Raw genomic sequence first — 24410 nt, 5'->3', positions numbered from 1 at the left:
TCAAATGGTGCGGCGTATAGGATTCCGCGCATCCGCTGCGCGGATCCGCACCGGCTTCGCCCGCCTGCCGGCGCGCTCGCCCGCGGGCTAAAAACGCTCCGCGTTTTCTTTACGCCCGCGCCTCGACCGAGGTTCGAATCCATGCAGTGCTTACGTAAAAGAAAAGCCCCCGTTGCCGGGAGCTTTAATCTCAAATGGTGCGGCGTATAGGATTCGAACCTATGACGTTCTGATTCGTAGTCAGACCCTCTATCCAGCTGAGGTAACGCCGCGACTTGTTGATTATTATGCACATCGACTGAATAAATGTCAAGCATTTTTCGAAAAAAGTTATCAAATTTGATTTTTACTCATTTGACGCAGTCAATCGACTCGATACTTTCAAACACGGCAAAAGCAACTTCTCAAGTATATCGACATATAAGAAAAGCCTCCGTTACCGGAGGCTTTAAAGTTCAGTTGGTGCGGCGTATAGGATTCCGCGCATCCGCTGCGCGGATCCGCACCGGCTTCGCCCGCCTGCCGGCGGACTCGCCCGCTCGCTAAAAACGCTCCGCGTTTTCTTGACGCTCGCGCCTCGAACGAGGTTCGAATCTCCGCAATGCCCCCGTAAAGGAAAAGCCCCCGTTTCCGGAGGCTTAAAACTCAATTGGTGCGGCGTATAGGATTCGAACCTATGACGTTCTGATTCGTAGTCAGACCCTCTATCCAGCTGAGGTAACGCCGCAACGCACGGATTATTATGCACGTGACCCCTCGATGGGTCAAGCGACAATTTGGAAAAATTTTACGAAGTGATGATTAAGACGCTCGCGCCTCAACCGAGGTTCGTATCAATGCATGGTTTCCGAAAAAGAAAAGCCCCCGTTGCCGGAGGCTTTCAATTTCAATTGGTGCGGCGTATAGGATTCCGCGCATCCGCTGCGCGGATCCGCACCGGCTTCGCCCGCCTGCCGGCGGACTCGCCCGCGGGCTAAAAACGCTCCGCGTTTTCTTTACGCCCGCGCCTCGACCGAGGTTCGAATCCATGCAGTGTTTACGTAAAAGAAAAGCCCCCGTTGCCGGGAGCTTTAATCTCAAATGGTGCGGCGTATAGGATTCGAACCTATGACGTTCTGATTCGTAGTCAGACCCTCTATCCAGCTGAGGTAACGCCGCAGCGCAAGACATATAAAACCACTTTAGCTTATTGGAGTCAAGCACAATCTCAAACTTTTTTGTGGAACGCAGTTTTGTCATGCTGCTCCGCATATACCGCTGTGCCCCGTACGATCGATTGGCTTTTCGATCACGTCGAACTTGGCATCAAGTTCCCTCAGGAGCGATCTCACCCGCTGGGCACAATCATAATCGGCAACCGAGATGCTCAGCATGCGCGCGACCTGGTTGGAAGTCCCAACTCCATAGAAGTGCTCCAGCGCCACAAGTCCCTCGTGCGTCACAAAGGTCTCGACCACATGCGGCGACTCCTCAAAGCACCATTGTGTCAACGGACCCTCACTCGTCTGCCGAACCACCAGGCCGCCCATGCCAGACGGCTCACACGTTACAAGCAGGTACTCCCCGCCCTCGTCGCTCTCAAACAAAACCACCCGATCATCAAACAGCTCCATCGCGTCCCCTTTCTCTCGCTCTTATTTAGCAAAAGCATAGCAGGTAGATGGCTGTATACAGAACAGTTGTTCGTGTGTTTTCTATTGAGCTGTCCGCACGGCATGGTATGGACCTGCGTACGAAATAGGGCGCCCCCGAAGGAGCGCCCTTGCATACCCCCTATGCAGCCAAGTTACGCGACCGGCTCAATCTTCTCGAGGCCGCCCATGTAAGGACGCAGAACCTCGGGAATCGTGATGGTGCCGTCGGCGTTCTGGTAGTTCTCCAGAATGGCGGCCATGGTGCGGCCGGCCGGCAGGCCGGAACCGTTGAGAGTGTGCAGGTAGCGCGAACCCTTGAAGTTCTCGGGGTCGCGATACTTGATGTTGGCGCGGCGAGCCTGGAAGTCACCGCAGTTGGAGCAGGAGCTGATCTCCTTGTAGGCGTTGTAGCTCGGCAGCCAGACCTCGATGTCGTAGGTCTGACGGGCAGAGAAGCCCAAGTCGCCGGTGCACAGGCTAATCACGCGATACGGAAGGCCCAGCTGCTGCAGCAGGTACTCGGCCTCGGCGGTCATGCTCTCGAGCTCCTCGTCGGACTCCTCCGGCTTAGCGAACTTGACCATCTCGACCTTGTCGAACTCGTGCTGGCGGATGATGCCGCGGGTGTCGCGACCGGCGGAACCGGCCTCCTCGCGGAAGCAGGGGGTGAAGGCGGTGTAGCGGCGCGGCAGGGTGTCGGCGTCGAGGACCTCGCCGGCGTGCAGGTTGGTGAGCACGACCTCGGCGGTAGGGATCAGGAAGTTGTCGCCCGAGACGTGATAGGCGTCATCCTCGAACTTGGGCAGCTGGCCCGTACCGAACATGGTCTGACGCTTGACGACGATGGGCGGCCACCACTCCTTAAAACCACGGCTGGTGTGCGTATCGAGGAAGAAGTTGATGAGGGCACGCTCCAGGCGGGCACCGGCGCCACCGAGAACGGTGAAACGGCTGCCGGAGAGCTTGTTGCCGCGCTCGAAGTCGAGGATGTCGAGGTCGGTGCCCAGATCCCAGTGCGGCTTAAAGTCGAAGTCGAACTCGCGCGGGGTGCCCCAACGACGACGCTCGATGTTCTCGTCCTCGTCCTTGCCGTACGGCGTGGCCTCGCAGGGAATGTTGGGCAGGTGAGCCATGAAGTCGTACTGCTCCTGCTCGAGGGCAGTGCGGCGCTCGGCCAGACCGTCAATCTTCTCGTTGACGGCGCGCACGGCCTCCTTGGCGGCCTCGGCCTCGTCCTTCTTGCCCTCCTTCATCAGGGCGCCGATCTTCTTGGACTCGGCATTACGCGTGGCCTGGAGCTCCTCGACCTCGGTGATGACGGCACGGCGCTCGTCGTCGAGCTCAAAGAACTTCTCGCGATCCCAAGACGTCTGGCGGTTAGCCATGGCGACATCGATGGCATCGGGGTTCTCGCGAACAAACTTGATATCAAGCATTAGATCCTCCGGCGATATACATTCCATTTAGGTTGCAACCTTGTACATGTATGGGCAAGTATATACTTATGAGCGTTTACGACCCAACTCAACTACGCAAGAAGGCACCCAATGGACGCAGTTTTTTCCTTTTTGTTTGGCACCCGCACCGGTTTTGCCATCCTTTTCGCCGGCGGCATCCTGTTATTTGCGATTCTTGCCTTTGTAATGGAGAAGCGTACCCATAAGATGTACGTCGACCGCGGACCCAAGTCCGAGGATGAGGAAGACAGCTTCTGGGACTAACCTGCCAAAAAGGGACAGGTTTATTTTGGTCGGTTTTATCTGGGCAAACGCAAGCACCCCGCAACCGGTAACGATCCGGTTGCGGGGCGCTTTTCGCACATACGACAAAACCGCAGGAAAAACCTGCCAAAATAAACCTGTCCCTAAATGGCAGGTTTTACTGGAGAGTTGCGTCAATTGCCTTGACCAGGGCGCTGCGCATGCCGGCGTCCTCGAGTGCAACGACGCCCTTGATGGTGGCACCACCGGGCGAGCATACGGCATCCTTCATCGCCGCAGGATGCTGACCAGTTGAAAGCTGCAACTTTGCCGTACCTAGCACCATCTGGCTCACAATGCGATAGGCATCGGCACGCGGGATACCGTGCTTGACCGCCGCATCGCCCAGGGCCTCGATTGCCATAGCGACAAATGCCGGAGCGCAACCACCCACCGTGCCGCCCACGAACAGCAGGCTCGTATCGAGCTCGACCACCGCACCGAGCTTGCCAAGCAGATCAAGCACCACTGCGCTCTGCTCATCACTAAGCGTGGAAGCCTTCTCGCAAGCGATGACGCCCTCGCCCACCGAAACCGGCGTGTTGGGCACCGTCGAGATATGCGCGACGCCCGGCAGGACCTGCTCCCACTTGGCACTGTCCCAGGTCCAGGCAACCGACAGAACGACCTTTTTGGCAAGAGCATCCTTGAGCGGGGCGAATATCTTCTCGATCATATACGGTTTGACCGCAGCGACCACGATATCGGATGCGGCGACAACCTCGGCGGCATCGTGGCAGGCGGCCATGCCGCGCGCCTCGCAGCGCTCAACCAGTGCGTCGTAGCGACCCGCGCAGGCGCACATGTCGCTCGCAGCTACACCGGCAGCGATCCAGCCATCGGCCATAGCGCTCGCCATATTGCCAAAACCGACAAATCCAATCTTCATATCTCATAGTCCTTTCAGACACATTCCTCAAAACGAAAGGTATTGTCCCACGCCATTGTTTCGTATTGCCGACCTATTTGTGATACGGCTCGCCACGACTGATCTTGCAGGCACGGTAGATCTGCTCCAGCAACACCACGCGTGCCAGGTTATGCGGCAAGGTAATGCGTCCAAAGCTGAGCATCTCGTCGGCGCGGGCGCGCACCTCATCACTCACGCCGTCCGATCCGCCAATCACAAAGGCGATGTCGCTGTTGCCTCGCAGCATAAGATCGTCAAGCCGCGCCGAGAACTCCTCACTCGAACGCTCCTTGCCCTCGATAGCCAGCAGGATCACATGCGCTCGAGACGGCAGGGCAGCAAGAATCGCCGCCCCCTCCTTGTCACGTGCGGCATCCACACCGCCCGCCTTGGCCGGGTCGATATCGGCCACCTCGCGGATATCGACCTTGGCATAGGCACCTAGGCGCTTGGTGTACTCAGCGCACGCGTCCTTCCAAAAGCGCTCCTTGAGCTTACCGACGCAAACGACGGTGTATTTCACGCGCGTCTACTCCTTCGAATCGTTTTGAACTTTGCCGGCGGTCAGCATCTGTTCGAACATTGAGGCCGACTGCGAGAAGTCGCTCGGCAGCACGACCGTCGAGGTTTTACCCGTGCGAGCAAACTCCGTCATCATCTCGGACCACTGCGTAAACATGAACAGTTGGTTGGCCTCGTCATTGCCGACACCCGTCTCCTGGATGATCTCGAGCGAATCTTTGATACCCAGCGCGATGGCCTTGCGCTGGTTGGCGATGCCCTCGCCCGCCTTTTCCATAGCCTCGGCCTCGGCGGTCGCCTCGGTGACGCGCTTGATGCGGTCTGCCTCGGCGAGCTCCTGTGCCGCAGCGCGCTTGCGCTGGGCGGCGTTGATGTCGTTCATGGAGTTCTCGACCTCGGTCGGCAGTGCGATCTTGGTGATGAGCGTCGACACGAGGGTGAAGCCGTAGGCGGCCATCTGCTCGGAAACGGTAGCGTTGACATCCTTGGCGATGTCATCCTTCTTGGCAAAGACCTCATCGAGTGTGTAGACGGGAATCGAAGAGCGCAGGGCGTCGGTGATAAAATCGCGCATCTGGTCGACGGGCTCCTGCAGCATGTAGTAGCTCTTGTAGATACCCGAATCTGCCGGGCCGGCGCCCATGTCATAGCTCACGTGGTACTGAGCAGAGACCTCAAGGCCGATGGTCACGTTGTCCTGGGTCTTAACGTCGATGCCAAAACCGTTTTTCATGGTGCGCAGACTCACCGTGGCAGCCTTGCGGTCGATCACGGGCACCTTCATGTGGAAGCCCGCGTTGACGATGCGGTTGAACTTGCCCAGGCGCTCGATGATCACAGCATGCTGCTGTTCAACGACATAGCAGGCGCTGGGAAGCAACAGCAACAGGATGATGATGGGAATCAAAAGGCTGGTAAGGGCGGCGATGATACCGGAAAACAGCATGGTCTCTCCTCTGATAGGCACACGTTGGCATTAGGATACCCGTCCAAGGAGATCGTGCATAACAAAAAAGCCCCCATCGCTGGGAGCTCTTTCATGTAATGGTGCGGGCGAAAGGACGTCCGCGTATCCGCTTCGCGGATCCGCACCGGCTTCGGCCGCCTGCCGGCGTCCTCGCCAGCTCGCTAAAAACGCTCCGCGTTTTCTTTACGCTCGCTCCTTCGCAGGTTCAAGTCCCTGCGATGGGCCCATAACAAAAAAGCTCCCATTGCTGGGAGCTCTTCCATTTAATGGTGCGGGCGAAAGGACTTGAACCTTCATGGGGTTGCCCCCATACGGACCTGAACCGTACGCGTCTGCCAATTCCGCCACGCCCGCGTGCAGGAATTAGAATAACGGAGCGCCACCACGAACGCAAGAACTATTTTTGAAAAAGTTTGCGAGCATTTTCCCAAGCGGCTTGCGCGATTGTTTCGGCATCCTCACCAGTGCGATCGACACGGTCGTTAACCAGCGCGTTTGCCGTAATGGAGATCATTGCGGGCTCGCATTCAAGACCGCGGATGGGCTCCGGAGCCATATACGGGCAATCCGTCTCGAACATAATTCGATCGAGTGGGGTTGCCGCAAATGCCTCGCGCACATCGTCGTTGCGCTTAAAGGTGGCTGCACCACCATAGGCGATATAGCAGCCCAGCTCCACAAAGCGCTCCATCGTGGCGCAGTCCTCGCCAAAGCAGTGCAGCACACAACCGGCCTGGGGCACACCCACCTCGCGCAGTACGTTGTACGCATCAACGTGCGAGTTGCGCTCCCCGTCCGAATCCTCGTGCCGCAGGTGCAGCTCCACCGGCACATTGCGGCGCACGGCAACTTCGAGCTGACGTGCCATGCAGTCAATCTGCACGCTATGGGGCGCCGGCGCGATATCGTCGTCGTAATCCATGTGGTAGTCCAGACCGATCTCGCCGATACCGGCGCATAAGGGGTCATCGAGTGCGGAAACGACCTGTGCGTGAACGTCGTCGGTATAGTCCGGCGCGCCATACGGATGCACGCCGGCAAGATACTTGATCTGCGGAATATCCCGCATCGGCAGAATTTCGCGCACCAGCCAGTCGCTATAGTCCGCCACGCTGCGTTTGTCAGCGATGGGATCGAACATCGTCACCAACAGGTCGACGCCCGCGGCTTTGGCGCGCACGAGCGTCTCGGGCACTTCTTTGCCCCAAAACGAAAGCAGATGCGCATGCGTGTCGGCAAGCGGTGCCAAGGGCACGGGGCAGGCAACCGTCTTCTTTTTCTTGGTAAACGTCACGCGTGCGGCATTAGGCATCATGGATTAGCTCCTGGGCCAGGCGGACAAAGTCGGCAACATCAAGCGTCTCGGCACGCGTGGTGGGTGCGATACCGCAAACCTCAAAAGCGGCATCGAGCACGTCCTTGGCAAAGCCGTTGGCGCTCATGGAGTTGCGAATGGTCTTGCGACGCTGAGCAAATGCAGCATCAATCACGCGGGCCACAAACTCGCGGTCGAGTCCTTCGGGCACCACGCCGTCAACACGGTCGATACGCACGACGGCCGAGTCCACGTGCGGCGCCGGCATAAAGCAACGCGGCGGCACCTCAAAGCGACCCGTAACCTGCGCATACAGGCCGAGCTTTGTCGTGTAGCCGCCATAGGTCTTGTTGCCCGGCGTTGCGGCAATACGATCGGCAACCTCCTTTTGCACCATGACGACGGCGCGCTTGAGCGCGGGCATCGTCTGGAAGAACTGCAGGATGATTGTCGCCGCCACGTTATAGGGCAAGTTCGCGACAAACACCGTGGGTTCACCACCGGCGGCCTGCTCAATCTGCTCCGGGCCCACCTTAAGCGCGTCGCCCATGATAAAGCGGAAGTTGGCATAGTCGGCGGCGTGGGCGTCGAGCACCGGTTCGAGCTCAGGATCGGCCTCAATGGACGTAACGCACGCCGCTTCCTGCAGCAACGCAAGTGTCAACGTACCGCAACCCGGACCCACCTCGAGTACGCGCTCGTCACCTGCAAGCTCGGCAAGCTCGCAGATACGCTCGATCACATGATTGTCGATTAGAAAGTTCTGGCCCAGGCGATGCTTGGTCGCAAGGCCAAACTCCTCCAGCAGCTCCCTAGTTGCCGTGGGGTTTGCCAAAGGCGAAGTTGTCATGGTTGCCTCCTTAGCATGATGGCGGCGTCTTGAAACGAAAGGGCATGGACCGTTGCGGCCATGCCCTTACATCCAAACAGCAAATTGCCGATATGGCGCTCGCGCGGTCTCTACGCCAGACGCGGGAACAGCGGATCGCCCTTCTCGACGGGCTGACCGCCGGCAAGCAGGCCCCAAGTGCAAATGCCCTTGAGGTCGTCGCTCGCGGCCTCGCCCTCACAGGACAGACGGCGCAGAGCCTCGACAGAAGTCTGGGGCATGAGCGGCATCAGCAGGTGAGCAGCAATGCGGATGGCCTCGAGCAGGTTGTAGATCACAAATGCCAGTTCGTCAGCCTTGGCCTCGTCCTTGGCAAGCGCCCAGGGCTCGGAGTCCTCGATGTAGTGGTTGGCGGCGTGGATGAGCTCCATTACCTCGTCCTTAGCTCCACCGTAATCGAGCACGTCCATCTTGGTCATGTAGCGCTCGACCAGACCATCGGCAATCTTTGCCAGCGGGTTGTCGAACGCGTCGGCAGACGCCGGTTTAGCCGGGGCGCAGCCGTCAAAGTACTTTGCGCTCATGTTGAGCGAACGCGAAATCAGATTGCCCCAGCTGTTGGCCAGGTCGGCGTTGTAGACCTGCTCCATGCGATCGAAGCTGATGGCGCCGTCGGTACCGGGAACGACGTCGGTCATGAAGTAGTAGCGATAGCCCTCGACGCCCAGCATGTCGATAACGTCCTGCGGAGCGATGGCGTTGCCGCGGCTCTTGGACATCTTCTCGGCCTTGCCAGTCTCGGCATTGCGCACGGTCAGGAAGCCGTGGGCAAAGACGTGCTCGGGCAGGGCCTCGCCAATGGCCATGAGCATGGCGGGCCAAATGACGCAGTGGAAGCGGATGATGTCCTTACCCACGATGTGGAACTGCGCGGGCCAGCGATAGGCCAGCTCGGCACGCGCCTCATCGGTGTCGACACCGTAGCCGACGGCCGTCATATAGTTGAGCAGCGCATCGAACCACACGTAGGTCACGTGACCCTCGTCAAACGGGACCTGGATGCCCCAGTCAAAGCTCGTACGGCTCACGGAAAGGTCATTAAGGCCGCCCTCGACAAAGCTGCGTACCTCATTCATACGGAACGCAGGCTCGACAAAGTCGGGGTGCTCGTCATAGAGCTTGAGCAGCTTGTCCTGGAAGGCGGAAAGCTTAAAGAAGTAGGACTCCTCCTGCACGCGCTCAAGCGGACGGTGGCAGTCGGGGCACAGGTGCTGGCCGACGCTGCCGTACTCCTCGTCGCCCTTCTGGACCTGCGTATCAGTGAAGTAGGTCTCGTCAGGCACGCAATACCAACCGTCGTAGCTGCCCTTATACAGGTAGCCGGACTCCTTCATGCGCTCCCACAGGTACTGCACAGCATGATGCTGGCGCGGCTCGGTGGTGCGGATGAAGTCGTCGTTGGAAATCTCGAGCTTGCTCCAAAGCTCCTTGAAGTGCGGGGCCTGGCTGTCGGTCCACTCCTGCGGCGTCATGTTGTGCTTGGCTGCGGCCTCGGCGACCTTCTCGCCGTGCTCGTCCATGCCGGTCAGGAACTTGACGTTATAGCCAGCGGAGCGGCGATAGCGAGCCTGAACGTCGGCGATGATGGTGGAATAAGCCGTGCCCAGGTGCGGATCGGCGTTGACGTAGTAGATGGGCGTCGTGATAAAGAACGAAGGCTTGCTTTGATCCATGGGGTTTGTCCTCCAGAAAAACGTTGCATACAGGGGATGATTCTAGCGCAAGGGCTGGATATCCTCCATCTATTGCATATCGAGCACCATGGCATAGACATCGCGCTTGCGGCGCGAATACTTCTGAGACAGGCGCTTGGCCACCGCAGACGCGGGCTCCCCCTCCTCGAGCGCGGCGCGGATATCCTCGCGCAGGGCCTCGTCGGGATCCGCTGCCGCGGCGCCAACCGGCACGATACCAGCCTCCTCGTCCTCGCTCGGCGGCGCGATGACCAGCGCAATCTCGCCCTTTACCTCGCCGCGAGCACGCAGCTCCTCGGCGAGCTGGGCGGCGGGCCCGCGCAAGACCTCCTCGTGCAGCTTGGTGAGTTCGCGGCAGACGGCAACCTCACGTTGGGGAAAGACCTCCGCCACGGCCTCAAGCGTCGCCACGATGCGATGTGGAGACTCGTAGAAGATGAGTGCGCCGGGCACCACGGCAAGGCGCTGCAAACGGCGCACACGGTCACCGTGCTTTCGGCCCAAAAAGCCCTCGAAGAAAAAATGCTCGCAGGGAATGCCGGACGAAACAAGCGCCGTGACGCAAGCAGAGGGCCCGGGAATAACTTCGACGGGCACATCGGCCTCACGCGCCGCCTCGACCAGCGCCTGGCCGGGATCGGACACGCTCGGCATGCCGGCGTCCGAGGCAAAGGCGAGGGTCTCCCCCGCCAGCAGACGGTCGACTAGGCCGGCGGCGCGGCTGGCGATCACATTCTCGTCGCAACGGACAAGCGGCTTGGAAATGCCCAGGTGCATCAGCAGCTTTGACGTCACACGCGTGTCTTCGCAGCAAATGGCATCGGCGGCGGCAAAAGCCTCGCCAACGCGCGGGGACAGGTCGCCCAAGTTGCCGATGGGCGTGCCGACCACATAGAGTTTGCCCGTATGGGCGCTGTTTTGCGTCATATCAACCTATTCAATCATGCCGCGCTCGAGCGTACCGAGCGCCGCGCGGGCGTCCCATGCTGCAATGCGCTTCTCGGTCTTCCACGTTTGGAAGAACCAACCGGCAGCCGGCGCAAACGAAGCCAGCTGATTGGCGATAAACACGCGCTCGTAGGCATTGCGGCCCTCGGGCGTAACCGACGAGTTGGCAAAGATCGCCGCGCCCGACCATTCGCCCACCAGCACGGGGAACCCAGTCGAAATCGCTTCTTTAAGCTCGCGCTTGTTACGCGAAATCGCCGTCGTCAGCCCGCGGGGGCTCGTGATGTCGAGCGCATGCTCGTCGCGGTAATGGTACAGGTGAAGGTCCATGTAGACGTTCTTGTACTTAGCGCCGCGCATAAAATGCTTCCACTCGCTGGGATGCCCCGAAGACGAGAAGACGACGATCTTATCCTCGGGCATATACGAACGGACGAGCTCGTAGGCATCGCGATAGAAATTGCGCAGGTAGTGAGCCGGAATGCCATCCGTCATGGTGAAGAGGCTCTTACGGACGCTCATCTGCGGCGTGTCCAGCAGCTCAATGCCCAGCAGGCTCTCGGCCTCGCCGTAGCGATCGGCCAGGCGCTCGAGCACGTCGAGCGCGACATGACGGCCGTTGGTGGACGAATGCCACTCGGCAACAGCCTCTGGCGTGGCGGGCGAATCGTTGGAATCGCCCTGGCCACCGGGCACAGTTGCCAGATCGAGCAGCACGCGGATGTCGTACTTGGCAGCCCACTCAATTGCACGGTCGATGTAGTCGACAACCGAGATGTAGGACGCATCGGACTCCTGCGAGCCAAAGGCATACCAGGGTACCGGCAGACGCACGGCATTGAGGCCAATCTGCGCCATGCGGCGGAAATCGTCCTCGCTCACAAACGTCTCGTAATGACGGCGCATGCGCTCGTTATAGGCGGCGGTGCCCATGGCCTCCTGCAGCTCGGCTGCGTTGGATGCACCGGTCGCCGCGTACAGCGACGGGGTCACCCAAGGCTCGGGAATAAACCAGCCAGAGAGATTAACGCCGAGTATCCTCTCCATCACTGCTCCCTTCGGATCGTGCAGGCCGAGCCTGCATTGTATTGCATAGGAAAAGTATCGTTTTGAGTATACCCGCGCGTGCGGACAGACGACCGAACGGTCTGTAAAGTGGCGCAAAAGCGGGAGGAATGTCTGGGCGGGCGGGCCCGAGATGGCGCGCCGAGATGTACATATGCGCCGGAGGTAGGCGACCGGAAAGCGCATCCCGTTTTTCGCAAAAGACTGGGATGCATTTTCCGTTCGAGGCCTCAACCGGAAAATGCATCCCGTTCTGAGCGCGGGATCTGGGACGCAGTTTCCGCCAAAGACCGCAAAAGGAAAGCACATCCCATTCTGACGCCGGATTCCGGGTCGCGCTTTCCCAAGCGGCCTCAAAGCGGAAAACGCATCCCACTCTGAAGCCAAATTCCGGGACGCAGTTTCCGCAGAGCCCTCGATAAAAGAAAAGGACCCCTTTGCAGAGGTCCTAGTCAATTCAAGGTGGCGGGGAAGGGAATCGCGCCCGCGCTCCGCGCGTGCGGACCGCTGCGGCGCTTCGCGCCTTGCGAGCTGCGCTGGCAAACGCTCACGCGTTTACTCAGCTCCGCGCCCTCACGGGGTTCGATTCCATGTGGGGGCTGTATAAAAGAAAAGGACCCCTTTGCAGAGGTCCTAGTCAATTCAAGGTGGCGGGGAAGGGAATCGAACCCCTGACACGAGGATTTTCAGTCCTCTGCTCTACCAACTGAGCTACCCAGCCATTTGAGGTGTGCCTTGTTTCAAGGCTTGATTAGTATAACCAAGGACGCGTTCCGGTCAACCGAGAATTTTAAAAAAGTTTTTGAGCACAGCCTCGGTTCTATAAATCGGCACGTCAGAGGCATCAGCCGGCAGCAAGAAGTTTTTCACTCAGAGCCGCACGGGCAAACTCACTTGGCGTCATCCCCTCGGCAGCCGCCCGTCGACGAATGGCCTCCTTCATTCCCAGAGGAATCTTGACCGACAGCGTTGCCGTCCCCTCACCTGAGAGCGGGGGCCGTCCATGCACGATCCCACCAACGGTGTGTTCGCCATCCGGAAACTCTCCGCGCTCGTACGACTCGCACCACGCGTCAATCATTTCATCCGTTACAACCTGACCATTAGCGGCCGTATACGTCTTGCCCATCATCGACCCCTTTGCCGAGCCTGTTCAATCTCCTGCCAAAATTTCTTCTGGACTGGAGACAAGGCATGAATGATAAGCCACCCACGGACAAGCTCGACCGCGACAAGCTCCACGCTTCGTCCGTCTGGGAGCCATCCAATCGCAAGCCATCTCGGCGGCTCGTCCTTCGACTCGCGACGAATGCACTCAGTAACCGCAAGCCAAGCGCTAAGCACCTGCTTTTCCGTCAGGTGCTTTTTAGCGTTGGGATGGATCTCAACATCCATGCATCTTCTCCTCCATCTTACCCAATTTCGTATGACGAAAGTCCACTGTCGCCAATTCTTAAGCCGGCACGCGTTGGAGAGCAGGGGTCGAAACAATGATTGAAGGACGCTCTAGTACGGCCCAGGCGCCGGGGCAGGAGCACATACGCCATGGACGTACGTTTTCGTAGCATACGAGAACGTAGCCGCGTGCATCGATAAAGGCGATGTCGATGGGATAGGCCATAAAACACGTATGGACCGAAGAGCAGCGTGGAAACGCCATGACGAGCGGCAGGCCGTTGGCGGCAACCGGACGCCGTCCCAGCATGCCGCGCAGGCGCACGACAAACGACTCCGCCGCCACAAACTCGGCCGGCGTCCAACCCAGCCTATTGAGTGCCCGCGCGTAGGCGATGTAGGACGAGACCGCGGTCACATGACCACCCCCGGACGCCATGGATCGACCGTCACCGCACGCTCGTGCGACAACGTTGTCGGCGCCCCCAGCGGAACGCCAGCGATGCTGAGAGAAGTCGGCCACGGCTCATAGTGCATTGTGCAGGTGTAGGTCCTAAACGTACCGGATAGGGAGAGCAGGCCACCATCCGATGCCTTCGCGCCTTGCTCGCTCGACACTTCGATCTGTAAGTCATAGCCTTCCATGGCATTCAGAATTTGAGTCTGAACCGTCGCCGAGGCATCGCCAGAGCTTTCGTCGCCCTCCCCCTCCGACGCCACGGCATGCGCTAGCACGATGTCGGGCACCACGCGGTCGAAGCGCGCGACAGCGCTGGCAAAGATCATGACGTTGTACACGATGAGTGCCAGCACCAGCAAAACGGGCGTAACCACTGCCATCTCCACCGTCGCTTGGGCGCGCTCCTCGCGCAGACGCATGCGGATACTCATTACGACCCACCGCCCAGAGCGCCAACCAGCGTGGCGACATCGACGGTGAGCGGGATGGAGCCGCCGCCGGGCAGAGGAATCTCCGCAAGTGTGAACACCGTACCGCTAATGGTGCGTTCGACTTGATATTCCAACGCCTCGCAAAGCGCCTTGGGATCGGTCACGCCCAACGGAATACTTCGCAGTTTGTCTTGCGCTTGAGAGAGACCCGCAATGTCAGACCCCGGACTCTTAATGATATTGGCGGAATCGGTCAGCACCGGCTTTCGCAGGCGCAAGTCGCACGGTTCCAAACCCAGCGCCGCCACGGACGCCGAAACGGTATCGCCGAGCCACGATGCGATGGAGCCCAACGCGCCGCTGCCCCCTCCTAGGCCTTTAATCATCTCGTCCATAAGTTCGTCGGCTGAGCCTTGGATATCACCGTATCCCACGAGTAGCCGTCCCCAAACATCCATGACGCCGTCGAGCACGCCGGCAACGCCGCCCGAGCGTTCCTTCAATGTCGAGAAAAATCGCGAAAGCACGTTGTTTTGCGCCGTCGCCTCATCGGGCGCCAGCACCGCGGCAGAGATAGCACCGCGATCGCCAAGCCTGACTGCCGCGTTAAACGAGGAGTTAAGTTGATCGGGGCTGGTAATGTCGCCCGAAACTGCAAAGGCGACCACGCCGTTGCGGCCAGGTGGGGCGATACGCGGGCGCTCGCCGGAAAGCGCTTTAATGGCCTGGTCAAACGCATTGCCCGCACGGTCGGCCTCATCCTCGGTCTGACGCTCAAGTTCGAGTTCTTTGTTGCGGCATTCGACGTAGTCTTCCAGAGCCTCTTTGAACTTATCGAAGTGGTACTCGAAGCCCCTTTCGACAGAAGTCGTTGCAATCGCAACGTACCCTAAAGACGACACACCGAAATGGCATTCGCTACACGTTTCGTGACCGTCAAAATCTGCGACGGATGCCAGCCCACCCGGCTTTCCTTTTTTGTAATTTGGACAGTCAGTCCCATAATGCAAATAGGTAACTTTATCTACTTCACTCGTGGGCCAACGTGCATTGGTATAGAGTTCAGTCGTCCGCGCCTCATCTGGATTTCGCGGAAGGAAAGGGATGCGGGCGGAAACTTTGCCGTCCTTTTCAGTTATATATGCCCGCTCGACTTCTTCGCTCGCATACGCGAAGAACACCTTTCGTGCAGCAGAATCTGCCTGTTTTTCCGGACCTTCGCCAAGCGGCTTCTCATTTGCCAGGCGCTGGCGATAGTAGGCCTTCGCGCGATCGAGCGCCACTTGCGGCTCCCACGTAACGCTCGAAGCGTAATGTGGATTTTGAGCACCAGAGAGATCCGCTAGGCTTTTCGCACGCTCCCACATGCAAGAACAGCTGCTGACCGAGCCCTTGTCCGACCCGCCACAATCCGCCAGCCAAGCGCGCTCTTTAGCCTTCGCCGTGTCCTCAGAAGCCTTCCGCAGTTCCTCGGCCGCACGCTCTAAATCATCTGAAGTGTCTTTAATGGTATCGGTTGAGATCTCTGACCCTTTGAGCGCAGCGAAGTCCGACTCGGATGTCCTGGGCACGGCAAGCGCCGTACCGGTATAGGTCACACTATCGGTATCCTGCGCCGACACCGCCTGCGTGGCACGCGCGGCGATCAGATACGGCAGAGCCGTCTCGATTTTCTGTAAGCCTTCCGATGCGCTTTTGGCAAACTTGTTGCGCGTTTTAATGATTTCAATCCCGGTGTCGACCATATTGCCGGCAACTGGCTCGGCACCCGGGATGAGGATGGCGACCAGTCCCGTCCCGATCGTGGCAAACCCCGCCAGCCCCAGACTCAAGATGCTCGCATCCACCACCGTCGCAGCCGTATGGTAGGACGACATCACATTGGCGCCTGCCAGCGCGCCGCTATCGGCAGCCACCTGGGTATCCCCAGCACGCGACATGCTCCATATCGCCGCGGTCGACGAAAACAGCAACGTGAGCACCACTAGGATGACCACGGCAGAGGAAAGCGTGGTGTAGGCACCGTCTTCGATAAACAGGTCGATACCGGCTCGACCCATAAAGCCGCCTCGCTTGCGATGGCAGCTCGGACGGCGCGTCAAAACGCGTCTAGACCAGAAACGCTTAATCCCATGCAGCAATCCACGAACCATAATCTCCCTCCAGCCATTCGGGACGTGATTGATACGAGACATCGACCTTGAGCTCAACGTAGCCGCCCTCGGCGGTACCACCCATAGCCTGCGCAAACGCACCGATCACAGGTAACGGCTTGACCTCGCCGGAAACGGACACGGACGAGACGCCACCCGCATCGGCCCGACCAAGCTCGATATCCCACGACAACGGCCCGCCGGCATGAAAGATCGAAACGTTGGGCACTGCGGCAAGCCGGCGGCGGGTGAACTCCTTAAGATCGTCGTCCTCCGCCGTCGTCGTGGTCATGAGCCGCGCGGTCTCGGCAGCGGCAGACTCCATGACCGCGCGCGTATAGAGCAGGCACACCGGTTGCAGTGCGAGAAGGATGAGCATCAGAAACGTCGGCAGCAAAAAAGCGGCCTCGACCGTAGACTGCGCCCGGTCCTCGCGCGCGATATCAATACAACGCGATGTCCTTAGCACCCGCAGCGGCGTCGATAACCGACGTCGAGGCAACGCCATGGGATGCCGCCCGCTCGACCAGCGCCGCCAAGCGCCCGTCGGCACCGGCACGCCAAAGCCCCGCGATCGCCAGCACGATGGAAAGCAGCGCCACCGTGACGATGGCGTATTCGACCGTCGCCTGGGCAGATTCCTCGCGCAGGACGTCATGCATTTCACGACCCCTCCTTTGAGTTCGATGCCTGCGGGCTCAGGCGGATCACGCGCAGGCGGCACGAGGCATCGCCGGCATCCGCGGCAACCGTCACCATATCGACCCAGCCGCGCCCATCGCGCACAATGGCGCCCCATACGTTGCCCTTAATATCGAGATAGCCGCTCAGGGCGAGCTGGGCCGTTGGCACCTCGCGGTAGGCGCGTAACATATCCGCCGCTGCCTCGGTCATCGGTCGGTCCTCGGACCATGCAAGCCGGACCGCAATCGCGTTGTCCTCAGGCGAATCCGTCGCAGTGCCAGACCGCTTGTCGAGCATCCGCAGAAAGGTTTGCGCCGTGACAGCGACATCCGAATCGTCCGCATCTCGCATCTCATCTTTTTGAGACGCCACCGCCGAATCTGAGCCCGAATCGAAGGCGGCCCCAGGACGCTGCTGCCGCGCGGCGTTAAGCCCCCAAAGCACCGCCGCTATCGCCACGGTCAGGCAAGCAAACACCAGCAGCACCCCGATGGGGCGCTCGCCCTCTACAGGCTGTTGATGCCCTCGCTGATAGCGTTCCATAGATCTTGGACCTTGCCCTTAAATGCGACAATGGCAATGATGGCGATCACCACGAGCACGCCGACCAAGATGGCGTATTCGGTGGTGCCCTGCGCACTCTCCTCCTGCAGTAGCTCCCCGGCATGCTGGCGAGCGCGAATTGACTGGCAAACAGCCCAGCTCCAGACCTTGCCAGCAACGTCAGTCATCGTGTTCATGTATTCCTCCCTACATCATCCCGCCTGCTCCCAACAGCGGGCCCAATATGGACAGAAGCAACGCCGGCAAGATGAGCGTGCCGGTGGGAATCAGCAGCTTGACGGGCGCACGCTCGATCTCGCGCTCGACCGCGGCGCGATGAGCCGCACGGATCTCGCGACTTTGAGCGGCCAGTGTCTCGGCAAGTGGGGCACCCAGAGCGAGCGCCTGCCCCACCGTGATGGCAAAGGTCTCGAGCGCTCGCACGTCCAGGTCGCGTGCGGCGGCCAACAACTCGTCCTCACGCGTGCCCACGCCCACCTGCCACGCCATGCAGGCCCGCTCAAGTCGAAAAGCCAGCACTGACCGGCGGTTGGCGCAGAAAATCTCAAGCGCCGCATCAAACGAAAGACCGGCCGAAAGACCCAAGCGCACAACATCGATCATCTCGGACACTTCGCCGAGCGATACTCGCGCCGGGCCGCCCGCTCCAACCGCGCCCTTCATTCGCACGGCCAGAGCATCGACCACCGAGCGACCCGCGGCAGCGACCAGCACCGCCTCGCGCTTGCAGGCCTCTGCAATCTTGCGTGCATCCGCCCGATCCAAACCCGTCGCGACAAATACACTCAGAGCGCACAGGCAAGCCGCAACTGCAACCGGGGCGCTCATAGCTTCACCCGCATAATGCGCCGGATAACCACCAGGGCAACGGCGTTGAGGGCAAGACCCAGCACCACAGTGCCCGCGCCGGCAGGCGTCGCAAGACCGCGACGAAAATCTGCCGAAAGCAGCGCCAACACCGCGCACATGCCCGTCGGCATCGCCGCGACCATATGCGCAGACATGCGAGCCTGCGACGTCTTAACATCCAGGCGGCGCTTGAGCTCAATGCGCTCCCCCACCATGCTCGACGCCTCGGACAGTAAGTCGGCAAGCGGAGCACCGGTGCGCTGAGACACCTTAAGCGCCAAGGTCACAAGCGAAAGGCCAGGGGCGTCGATGCGCACGAGCAAGTCATCGAGCGCGTCGGTCGCCGAGATGCCGCAATCGATTGCCGCCGCCACCCGCAAAAACTCGGTATGCACCGGTTCTTGCGCATGAGCGCCCACAAAGCGCATGCCCTGGGCCAGTGAATGTCCCGAGGCAAGCGACATGGAAAGTGCGGCAAACGCCTCGGGCATGGCCTCTTCTGCATCGTGTTGCTCGCGCCGGCTCTCAAAGCCATCCCGAGCGGCGCCAACGGCAAACGGAGCAACAAGTCCCAAGGCAAATCCGAGGGGCGATAACGACACCATCGTTAGCAAAACGCAGCAGACACCGCTCGATAGCAGCAGAAACGCCAAACGCCCCGAAGCATCCTCGATCGCGAGGCCAAGGCGACGCGCCGGAGCCAGCGATGCCCACGAACGGGCGATCTTTTTCAGCAGATCGTTTTCCACCAGCTCACGCGGCAGCTTCTCTGCCACCGTCTCGAGCGCCTGACGCGCCAGCTCCGCCGGCGGTACCTGCGGCACACGAGGTTCCGCCCCGCACGCCGTCGCAACAGAAAACCCTGCCAAACCCCCTACGACGAGGGGCACAGCGACCTCCATTCGTCCACCTCCTCTTGTGTGAGCGTCCCCGACCGCAGGCCTTCTACGATAAACGGCGGCTCGCGGTCAAGCTTCCAGGTGCGCTCGGCGGCATCGAAAGTCACATAGCGCTCGAGCTCTACGCCGCCCGACGCGGCGCGACGCACCCCCGAATACGAGGAGACGAAACGCCTGCCATCGGCGTGGCGCTCGGACATCACGATGCCGTCGAGCGCCATGGCAATCTGCTCCTCGATGAGCTCGCTCGGCAGATCGATGCCATAACGTGCAAGCAACGTCAGACGCACCACGGTCTCCTGCTCGGAACCCGCATGAAGCGTGGTGAGCGACCCGTCGTGGCCCGTGTTCATGGCCTGCAACATGTCGCAGCACTCGGCACCGCGCACCTCGCCCACCACGATGCGGTCGGGGCGCATGCGCAGGGCATTGGTCACCAGGTCGCGGATCGTCACCGCGCCCTCGCCCTCAATTGAAGCCTCGCGCGCCTCTAGGCGCACCACGTGCGGATGATGCGCAAACTTGAGCTCGGCAGAGTCCTCGATCGTCACGATGCGCTCGCCGGTGGAGATCTCGCATGACAACGCGTTGAGCAGGGTGGTCTTACCAGATCCCGTGCCTCCCGCAACCGCCAGGTCCTGTCGCAGCGACACCGCGCACGACAGCAACTGCGCATACCAAAGCGGCAGTGACCCCAACCCCACAAGCTCGTCCAACGAACAGATACGGTCCGAGAACTTACGGATGGTAAGGATTGGCCCGTCGATCGCCACGGGTGGAATCACCGCGTTGACGCGATAACCCGTCTTGAGGCGGGCATTGACGATGGGGCTACGCTCGTCGATACGACGGCCGAGCGGCGAGATGATGCGGTCGATGAGCACACGGATCTGCTCGTCGTCCTCAAACGCGTGCTCGATGGGATACAAAACGCCACTGCGCTCAAAAAAGGCAGAGCGACAGCCGTTGATCATGATTTCGGTAACGGTGTCGTCCTCGATGAGCGGCTGCAACGGCCCCAAGCCCACCACGTCATCCAAAATCTCGTCGATGATGGTCTCGCGCTCGGGCGTCGCGAGATCGGTCGGCTCCTCAACATTGAGCGCCGCCTCCACCGCGGGACGCAATTCCGAGCGGGCAAGTACCGGGTCGATATAGGCGCTGATACGCGCCACTTCGTCGTAACCCATGCGGTCCATCACGGCGCGCTTAGTGCGTCGTTTCACCGCGCGGCGACGCCCCGCATCTACAGGAGCTGCCGCCGCTGCAGCGCCGGCAGCCTTAATCCTCGTTTGCAGGCTCATCGCTGATCACCCTCGCGCGACCAGGGAAGGCGGATACGCGGGCGTTCGGTACGCGTTGCACGGTCGGCGACTATATCGCTCCAAGGGCCGACGGCGCACCCCAGTTCCACGAGCATCTCGCGCGTGGCCTCGCGCACGCTGGTCGCAAAAGCGCTCGTCTGACCCACTGCCTCGTCGGCGCGCCCAAACGCCATGAGCGCGGCGAGATCCTGCCCGCCATCGGCGATACGAATCTTGGAGCTCAACGCACAGGCAATCTCAAAGCGCATGGCGACGTCCTCGTCTGCCCCGCGCGCACCGAACCGGTTGAACACGGCGCTCATGCGCGTGCGCGGCACACCTACTCGACTTGCCAGTTCAATGACGCGCGATGCCGATGTCGCGGACGACACCGCCGCATCGCCAACGACCAGGCAACGGTCGCTCGCCGCCACCGCAGCCGCCACGGCATCGCCCCAAAAGACCGAGGTATCGATAAAGACCACGTCGGATTCGCGACGCAGGACATCGAGCAGTAGCTCCACCGGACGTGCCATGAGCTCGGCTTGCTCGGGCGCCGCGACGGGACCCCAGAGCGTAACGCCCGGCGCCACGCGCTGGGATGCGGCTACGATATCCGGCTCGGTGAGCGTGCCCGCCGCCGACGGCTCGATAAGTGCCGCCATATCGCGCGGAGCATCGACGCCTAACAAGTCGTAAAGGTTTCCAAACATCAGGTCCAGGTCGAGCACGGCGGCACGCAAGCCCAACAGCGACGATGTGTGTGCCATGGTGGCAACGATCGTCGACTTGCCGCAACCGCCCGAACCCGAAATGGCGCAGATGACCGGAGCTCGATGCTGCGGAGCGGCAGCGTCTGCCGGCGGCATCGGAGGCGGCGGGGCGGGCGTCGGCGACAGCGTCCCCGTCTCCCCCGCCGCAACCACACGCTGCGTCCAAGCCGGCATGGCGGCTTGTTCGGTCTGCAAGGCAGGCTCGTTCTGTGCAATCTGCTCATGCTGCATCAGCGACAACTCGCCGCACCCGGCAAAGCCCTCAACTTCGTCGAGTTCATCCGCCAGATTCACGCCGTGCACGTATCCCATATCTACAGCCGGGGAGTCGCCAGCATGCTGTGCCGGCCCTCCAGCGTCATCGTATACAAGGGGGTTCCGGGGGCGCCGACCATGCTCGGCTTCCGCTTTTCCATAATCATCAACACGCGGGCCTCTTGTAGCGCGAGGCGCCCCGGGTTCCCTATCAACAAAAGCATCGGGCTCAATCGTCATGCGCCGATCGGAATCAACCGCTCCCTCGCCCGCGCGCCCGTTGCCGCATATACTGTGCGCAGCGATGACCTCGGTCGCCCCCGCGCGAAACAGTCCCTCGATATCCGACGGATCGAGCACTTCTATCAACACGACCACGCGACTCACGCGGCCTTCGGCCGTCAGGCGCGCAACAGTCTTGCGCACATCTTCGATATCAAACAGAGACGCCGCGATGATGGCAGCCCCGCGGCGCGACGGAAACGCCCGCGCCATGGAAACCAGCCCGTCCAGGTCACCCACGCGAAGCACCTGTGCACCCGCATCACGGCCCTCGACTTCCTGCTGCAACAGCCCGTAATCGCCGCACGCGCAGCACGCAAGCCAGATCGCCTTCATCACTCGTCGCCTCCGCTCTTTTTGCCGCGCGCCGTGGCGGGAATCGTCAAGCTGACCGTTCCCTTGCGCGAGGCTCCCAGCAGTTCCTTGACGTCTTCGGGGTCAGCCGCCAGCGTCACCCATTCGATCTTGCCCTCGCGCGTGGCACCGGAATTCTCACTGGTATCGATCACGTGCGCGCCGCACAGTCGATCGGTTACGTCATCTTTTTGCACGTACACGTCCACATAGCTGCCCACGCCCGTGGCACCGCCGACCGAGTGCTCGGCATCGACCGCCACCGAAACGGCGACCTTGCCCTTAGGCACCTCGAGCTTGTGGCTCTCGGCCTTGGTGTAGACATTGCAGATCACGGCGTTTTTGGGAATACGCGAAGTCGTCACGTCGCCGCGCACCTGGCGCAGCTCGGTCGCCGCGTCACGCGGCAGCAGACTCGTCAGCCATTCCTGGGTTATGACATTGGTCTCATCGAGGGTCTCGCCCACATCGATATCGCGCGCCGCGACGCATACCTCGACGCGATCGCCACCGTACTTGGCCAAGGTCTCAGCCTGGACCTGTTCGGCTTGCGAGCGGATCGACGAGCCGTAAACCATGCAGAGCAGAGCAGCGAGCACGCCCGCGACCAGACTGATGGCGATGCGCTTGCTCTTGTTCACGGTCGCTCCTCTCATGGCAGTGCCGGGCGAATGCCCGTACCACCATTGTCTGGGCGGTCAGAGCGCAAAGCGGCGCAATCGCGATCTTGGTTTTCGATGTCAAACCAATCGCTGACCAAAAGCTGACCAGCCCGTCAAGCTCGTGGCAAGGTTTTGGTCAGCACGTCAACAAACTGCATGTTTCGAGGCTTTTCCGCAGGAAAAAAGCCGTCTCCCGAACAGTTGGGAGACGGCTGTCATAGGAAAAATCAATTACAGATGAACATCGGGATCGAGCATTTGAGCGCTCACGCGCATGGATGACGCCAAGTTTTGGAACGTTTCCAGACGCAGACTGTCGATCTGCCCGGCGTCCTCGGCCTCGCGAACGGCGCAACCCGGCTCATGGGTATGTGTGCAATCGCCAAACCGGCACGCGCGCGATGCCTCGACAATCTCGGGGAAGGCGCGCGCCAGACCCCGCTCGTGACCCACGAGCGGTAGGCTGCGCAGGCCCGGGGCATCGGCGATCACACCGGCGTCGCCCGGCAGCGCCACCATCACGCGCGCGACGGTAGTGTGACGGCCCTGGTCGTCGCGCTCGCGCACACCGCCGGTCGCCAACGTATCGTGGCCCAGCAGTGCATTGAGCAGCGTCGACTTGCCGGCACCCGACTCGCCCAGAATCATGGCGCAGCTCCCGGCAGGCACGCAGGCACGGACCCCGTCCAGGCCGCGGCCCTCGGCAGAGGACGTCACGATCACGCGCACGTCCGGACCTACCAGGCGGCGCACGCGGTCCAGATCGCGCTCGAGCTCCTCGGCATCGCAGCGGTCAGCTTTGGTGAGCACCACCACCGGTTCGGCATCGCAGTCGAGCGCCAACACCAGCGAGCGCGCCACGCGGTCGAGCAGCACCTCACCGGCACCGAGCGCCTGCACGATTAGCACGCTATCCACGTTGGAGCAGAGCACCTGACGCTCTCCACGGGCACGGCCGCGCCAACGCTCAAAGCTCGTACGGCGCGGCAGAACGCACTCAATCACGCCCATATCGTGCCCGGGAGCGCGGCGCACCGCCACACGGTCGCCCACGGCGGGCAGCAGCACCTCGTCCTCGCCGCGCGACTTGGCAAACCCCACGGCATGCTCGGCACGAAAGGTATCGTCGGCCGTCGCCACCAGCGGAAACCCGCGATCTAAGCGCACCACGGCGCCAAGCTGCATCTGCTCGGGCTCCTCAGCATGTGCGCAAAAGTCGTCAAATGCCGCCCGCTGAGCCCCATCGACCGGCAGGTCATCAAACGCCGGGACATCCTGCAGCGCGTCAAGTCCCGGCACGCTTGCCAGCAACTCCTCGGCAGACGCGAGAGCCTCGGTCGCAAGCTTCCGACGACGATCGCGCTTAGCCCGCGCCCCCGTCGTCTTTTTCTTCGCCTTAGCCTTAGCCTTGCCCACAAGCGCCTCCCAGCACCATAAATCACAACTGAGCAGGTATTTTAAATCAAAAAGAGCTGGCCGGGCAAAGCCCGACCAGCTCACAAACTTTCCCTCAGCCCTTTTCATCCGCACGGGAGAAAAGCCAGCAAAGCCACCGCAGGGCCCGCCCCGGAAGCCCTTTCTCCCGAACGATCCCGCAGCGCAAAGCGCGAGGACCAGTGAGGGAGAAAGGGCGTGGGGCGG

26 protein-coding genes and 5 tRNA genes are annotated in these 24410 nt (G+C 60.9%); 1 reads left to right on the top strand and 30 read right to left on the bottom strand.

The annotated features are described in order from the left end of the window. Positions 1-195 precede the first annotated feature (195 nt). The 5 genes from AAAX75_RS03565 to serS form a co-directional block, all read right to left on the bottom strand. Positions 196-272: transfer RNA gene (locus tag AAAX75_RS03565), tRNA-Arg, on the bottom strand. Between the two features lie 378 nt (positions 273-650). Next, a tRNA-Arg gene (locus AAAX75_RS03560) sits at positions 651-727 on the bottom strand. A 354-nt stretch (positions 728-1081) separates the two neighbouring features. Continuing rightward, positions 1082-1158 (bottom strand) — tRNA-Arg (locus AAAX75_RS03555). A 77-nt stretch (positions 1159-1235) separates the two neighbouring features. Beyond that, positions 1236-1613: a hypothetical protein gene (locus AAAX75_RS03550; RefSeq protein ID WP_349091118.1), complete on the bottom strand. Its 378-nt coding sequence runs from the start codon at positions 1611-1613 to the stop codon at positions 1236-1238. A 173-nt stretch (positions 1614-1786) separates the two neighbouring features. Then, the gene (serS, locus tag AAAX75_RS03545; RefSeq protein ID WP_055285929.1) at positions 1787-3070 is read right to left on the bottom strand and encodes a serine--tRNA ligase; all 1284 of its coding nucleotides are present in this window, start codon (positions 3068-3070) and stop codon (positions 1787-1789) included. A gap of 111 nt (positions 3071-3181) precedes the next feature. Between serS and AAAX75_RS03540 the strand changes: the two genes are divergently transcribed. Continuing rightward, positions 3182-3355 carry a DUF6724 family protein gene (locus tag AAAX75_RS03540; RefSeq protein WP_006235069.1) on the top strand — a complete coding sequence of 58 codons (174 nt, stop codon included), beginning with the start codon at positions 3182-3184 and terminating at the stop codon, positions 3353-3355. Positions 3356-3512: 157 nt separating this feature from the next. On the opposite strand, the gene proC is transcribed toward AAAX75_RS03540, so the two are convergent. From proC to rsgA, 25 genes are all read right to left on the bottom strand, one after another. Next, a complete protein-coding gene (gene proC, locus AAAX75_RS03535) occupies positions 3513-4283 on the bottom strand; it encodes a pyrroline-5-carboxylate reductase (protein WP_349091116.1) in 771 nt (256 codons plus the stop codon). A gap of 73 nt (positions 4284-4356) precedes the next feature. After that, positions 4357-4827 carry a 23S rRNA (pseudouridine(1915)-N(3))-methyltransferase RlmH gene (gene rlmH, locus AAAX75_RS03530; RefSeq protein ID WP_271743785.1) on the bottom strand — a complete coding sequence of 157 codons (471 nt, stop codon included), beginning with the start codon at positions 4825-4827 and terminating at the stop codon, positions 4357-4359. A gap of 6 nt (positions 4828-4833) precedes the next feature. Then, positions 4834-5772 carry an SPFH domain-containing protein gene (locus AAAX75_RS03525; protein ID WP_195362148.1) on the bottom strand — a complete coding sequence of 313 codons (939 nt, stop codon included), beginning with the start codon at positions 5770-5772 and terminating at the stop codon, positions 4834-4836. Positions 5773-6060: 288 nt separating this feature from the next. Beyond that, positions 6061-6147: transfer RNA gene (locus tag AAAX75_RS03520), tRNA-Leu, on the bottom strand. A gap of 43 nt (positions 6148-6190) precedes the next feature. After that, entirely contained in the window at positions 6191-7108 is a 918-nt protein-coding gene (locus tag AAAX75_RS03515) for a TatD family hydrolase (RefSeq protein ID WP_349091115.1), read from the bottom strand. Continuing rightward, positions 7098-7958, bottom strand: coding sequence for a 16S rRNA (adenine(1518)-N(6)/adenine(1519)-N(6))-dimethyltransferase RsmA (gene rsmA / locus AAAX75_RS03510; RefSeq protein ID WP_349091114.1), 861 nt, complete (start codon positions 7956-7958; stop codon positions 7098-7100). Before rsmA ends, AAAX75_RS03515 begins: the two co-directional genes overlap by 11 nt. A gap of 110 nt (positions 7959-8068) precedes the next feature. Beyond that, the gene (gene metG / locus AAAX75_RS03505) at positions 8069-9670 is read right to left on the bottom strand and encodes a methionine--tRNA ligase (protein ID WP_349091113.1); all 1602 of its coding nucleotides are present in this window, start codon (positions 9668-9670) and stop codon (positions 8069-8071) included. Positions 9671-9739: 69 nt separating this feature from the next. Next, positions 9740-10618: a 16S rRNA (cytidine(1402)-2'-O)-methyltransferase gene (gene rsmI / locus AAAX75_RS03500; protein ID WP_138374422.1), complete on the bottom strand. Its 879-nt coding sequence runs from the start codon at positions 10616-10618 to the stop codon at positions 9740-9742. 6 nt (positions 10619-10624) lie between these two features. Continuing rightward, positions 10625-11686: a cellulase family glycosylhydrolase gene (locus AAAX75_RS03495; RefSeq protein ID WP_118256686.1), complete on the bottom strand. Its 1062-nt coding sequence runs from the start codon at positions 11684-11686 to the stop codon at positions 10625-10627. Between the two features lie 666 nt (positions 11687-12352). After that, positions 12353-12425 (bottom strand) — tRNA-Phe (locus AAAX75_RS03490). Between the two features lie 123 nt (positions 12426-12548). Beyond that, positions 12549-12833, bottom strand: a complete 285-nt coding sequence (locus AAAX75_RS03485) for a ribbon-helix-helix domain-containing protein (protein WP_035137167.1) — start codon at positions 12831-12833, stop codon at positions 12549-12551. Next, on the bottom strand, positions 12833-13099 hold the full coding sequence (locus AAAX75_RS03480) for a hypothetical protein (protein WP_117736226.1): 267 nt from the start codon (positions 13097-13099) through the stop codon (positions 12833-12835). The genes AAAX75_RS03485 and AAAX75_RS03480 overlap by 1 nt, the downstream gene beginning before the upstream one ends. A 58-nt stretch (positions 13100-13157) precedes the next feature. Continuing rightward, the gene (locus AAAX75_RS03475) at positions 13158-13517 is read right to left on the bottom strand and encodes a DUF192 domain-containing protein (RefSeq protein ID WP_346979013.1); all 360 of its coding nucleotides are present in this window, start codon (positions 13515-13517) and stop codon (positions 13158-13160) included. After that, a complete protein-coding gene (locus AAAX75_RS03470; protein WP_349091112.1) occupies positions 13514-13990 on the bottom strand; it encodes a hypothetical protein in 477 nt (158 codons plus the stop codon). Before AAAX75_RS03470 ends, AAAX75_RS03475 begins: the two co-directional genes overlap by 4 nt. Then, positions 13990-16050, bottom strand: coding sequence for a hypothetical protein (locus AAAX75_RS03465; protein WP_349091111.1), 2061 nt, complete (start codon positions 16048-16050; stop codon positions 13990-13992). The genes AAAX75_RS03470 and AAAX75_RS03465 overlap by 1 nt, the downstream gene beginning before the upstream one ends. A 64-nt stretch (positions 16051-16114) precedes the next feature. Beyond that, a complete protein-coding gene (locus tag AAAX75_RS03460) occupies positions 16115-16651 on the bottom strand; it encodes a TadE family protein (protein WP_099432619.1) in 537 nt (178 codons plus the stop codon). Then, positions 16587-16805, bottom strand: a complete 219-nt coding sequence (locus AAAX75_RS03455) for a hypothetical protein (protein WP_147579407.1) — start codon at positions 16803-16805, stop codon at positions 16587-16589. The genes AAAX75_RS03460 and AAAX75_RS03455 overlap by 65 nt, the downstream gene beginning before the upstream one ends. 1 nt (position 16806) lies before the next feature. Continuing rightward, positions 16807-17370, bottom strand: coding sequence for a hypothetical protein (locus tag AAAX75_RS03450; RefSeq protein ID WP_349091109.1), 564 nt, complete (start codon positions 17368-17370; stop codon positions 16807-16809). Continuing rightward, a complete protein-coding gene (locus AAAX75_RS03445) occupies positions 17334-17567 on the bottom strand; it encodes a hypothetical protein (RefSeq protein ID WP_006235091.1) in 234 nt (77 codons plus the stop codon). Before AAAX75_RS03445 ends, AAAX75_RS03450 begins: the two co-directional genes overlap by 37 nt. A 10-nt stretch (positions 17568-17577) precedes the next feature. Beyond that, positions 17578-18219, bottom strand: a complete 642-nt coding sequence (locus AAAX75_RS03440; protein WP_349091108.1) for a type II secretion system F family protein — start codon at positions 18217-18219, stop codon at positions 17578-17580. Then, entirely contained in the window at positions 18216-19064 is an 849-nt protein-coding gene (locus AAAX75_RS03435) for a type II secretion system F family protein (protein WP_349091107.1), read from the bottom strand. Before AAAX75_RS03435 ends, AAAX75_RS03440 begins: the two co-directional genes overlap by 4 nt. A gap of 50 nt (positions 19065-19114) precedes the next feature. Beyond that, positions 19115-20443: a CpaF family protein gene (locus tag AAAX75_RS03430; protein WP_349091106.1), complete on the bottom strand. Its 1329-nt coding sequence runs from the start codon at positions 20441-20443 to the stop codon at positions 19115-19117. Next, positions 20440-22089: a P-loop NTPase gene (locus AAAX75_RS03425; protein WP_349091105.1), complete on the bottom strand. Its 1650-nt coding sequence runs from the start codon at positions 22087-22089 to the stop codon at positions 20440-20442. The genes AAAX75_RS03430 and AAAX75_RS03425 overlap by 4 nt, the downstream gene beginning before the upstream one ends. Continuing rightward, positions 22089-22748, bottom strand: coding sequence for a Flp pilus assembly protein CpaB (cpaB, locus tag AAAX75_RS03420; protein WP_349091104.1), 660 nt, complete (start codon positions 22746-22748; stop codon positions 22089-22091). Before cpaB ends, AAAX75_RS03425 begins: the two co-directional genes overlap by 1 nt. Before the next feature lie 252 nt (positions 22749-23000). After that, positions 23001-24080, bottom strand: a complete 1080-nt coding sequence (gene rsgA, locus AAAX75_RS03415; protein WP_349091178.1) for a ribosome small subunit-dependent GTPase A — start codon at positions 24078-24080, stop codon at positions 23001-23003. Positions 24081-24410: the final 330 nt, after the last annotated feature.

The organism is Collinsella sp. CLA-ER-H7, assembly GCF_040092345.1.
Lineage (GTDB): Bacteria > Actinomycetota > Coriobacteriia > Coriobacteriales > Coriobacteriaceae > Collinsella.
Note: the sequence above shows the minus strand (reverse complement) of the source record. Positions and strands in the feature narration are given on the sequence as shown.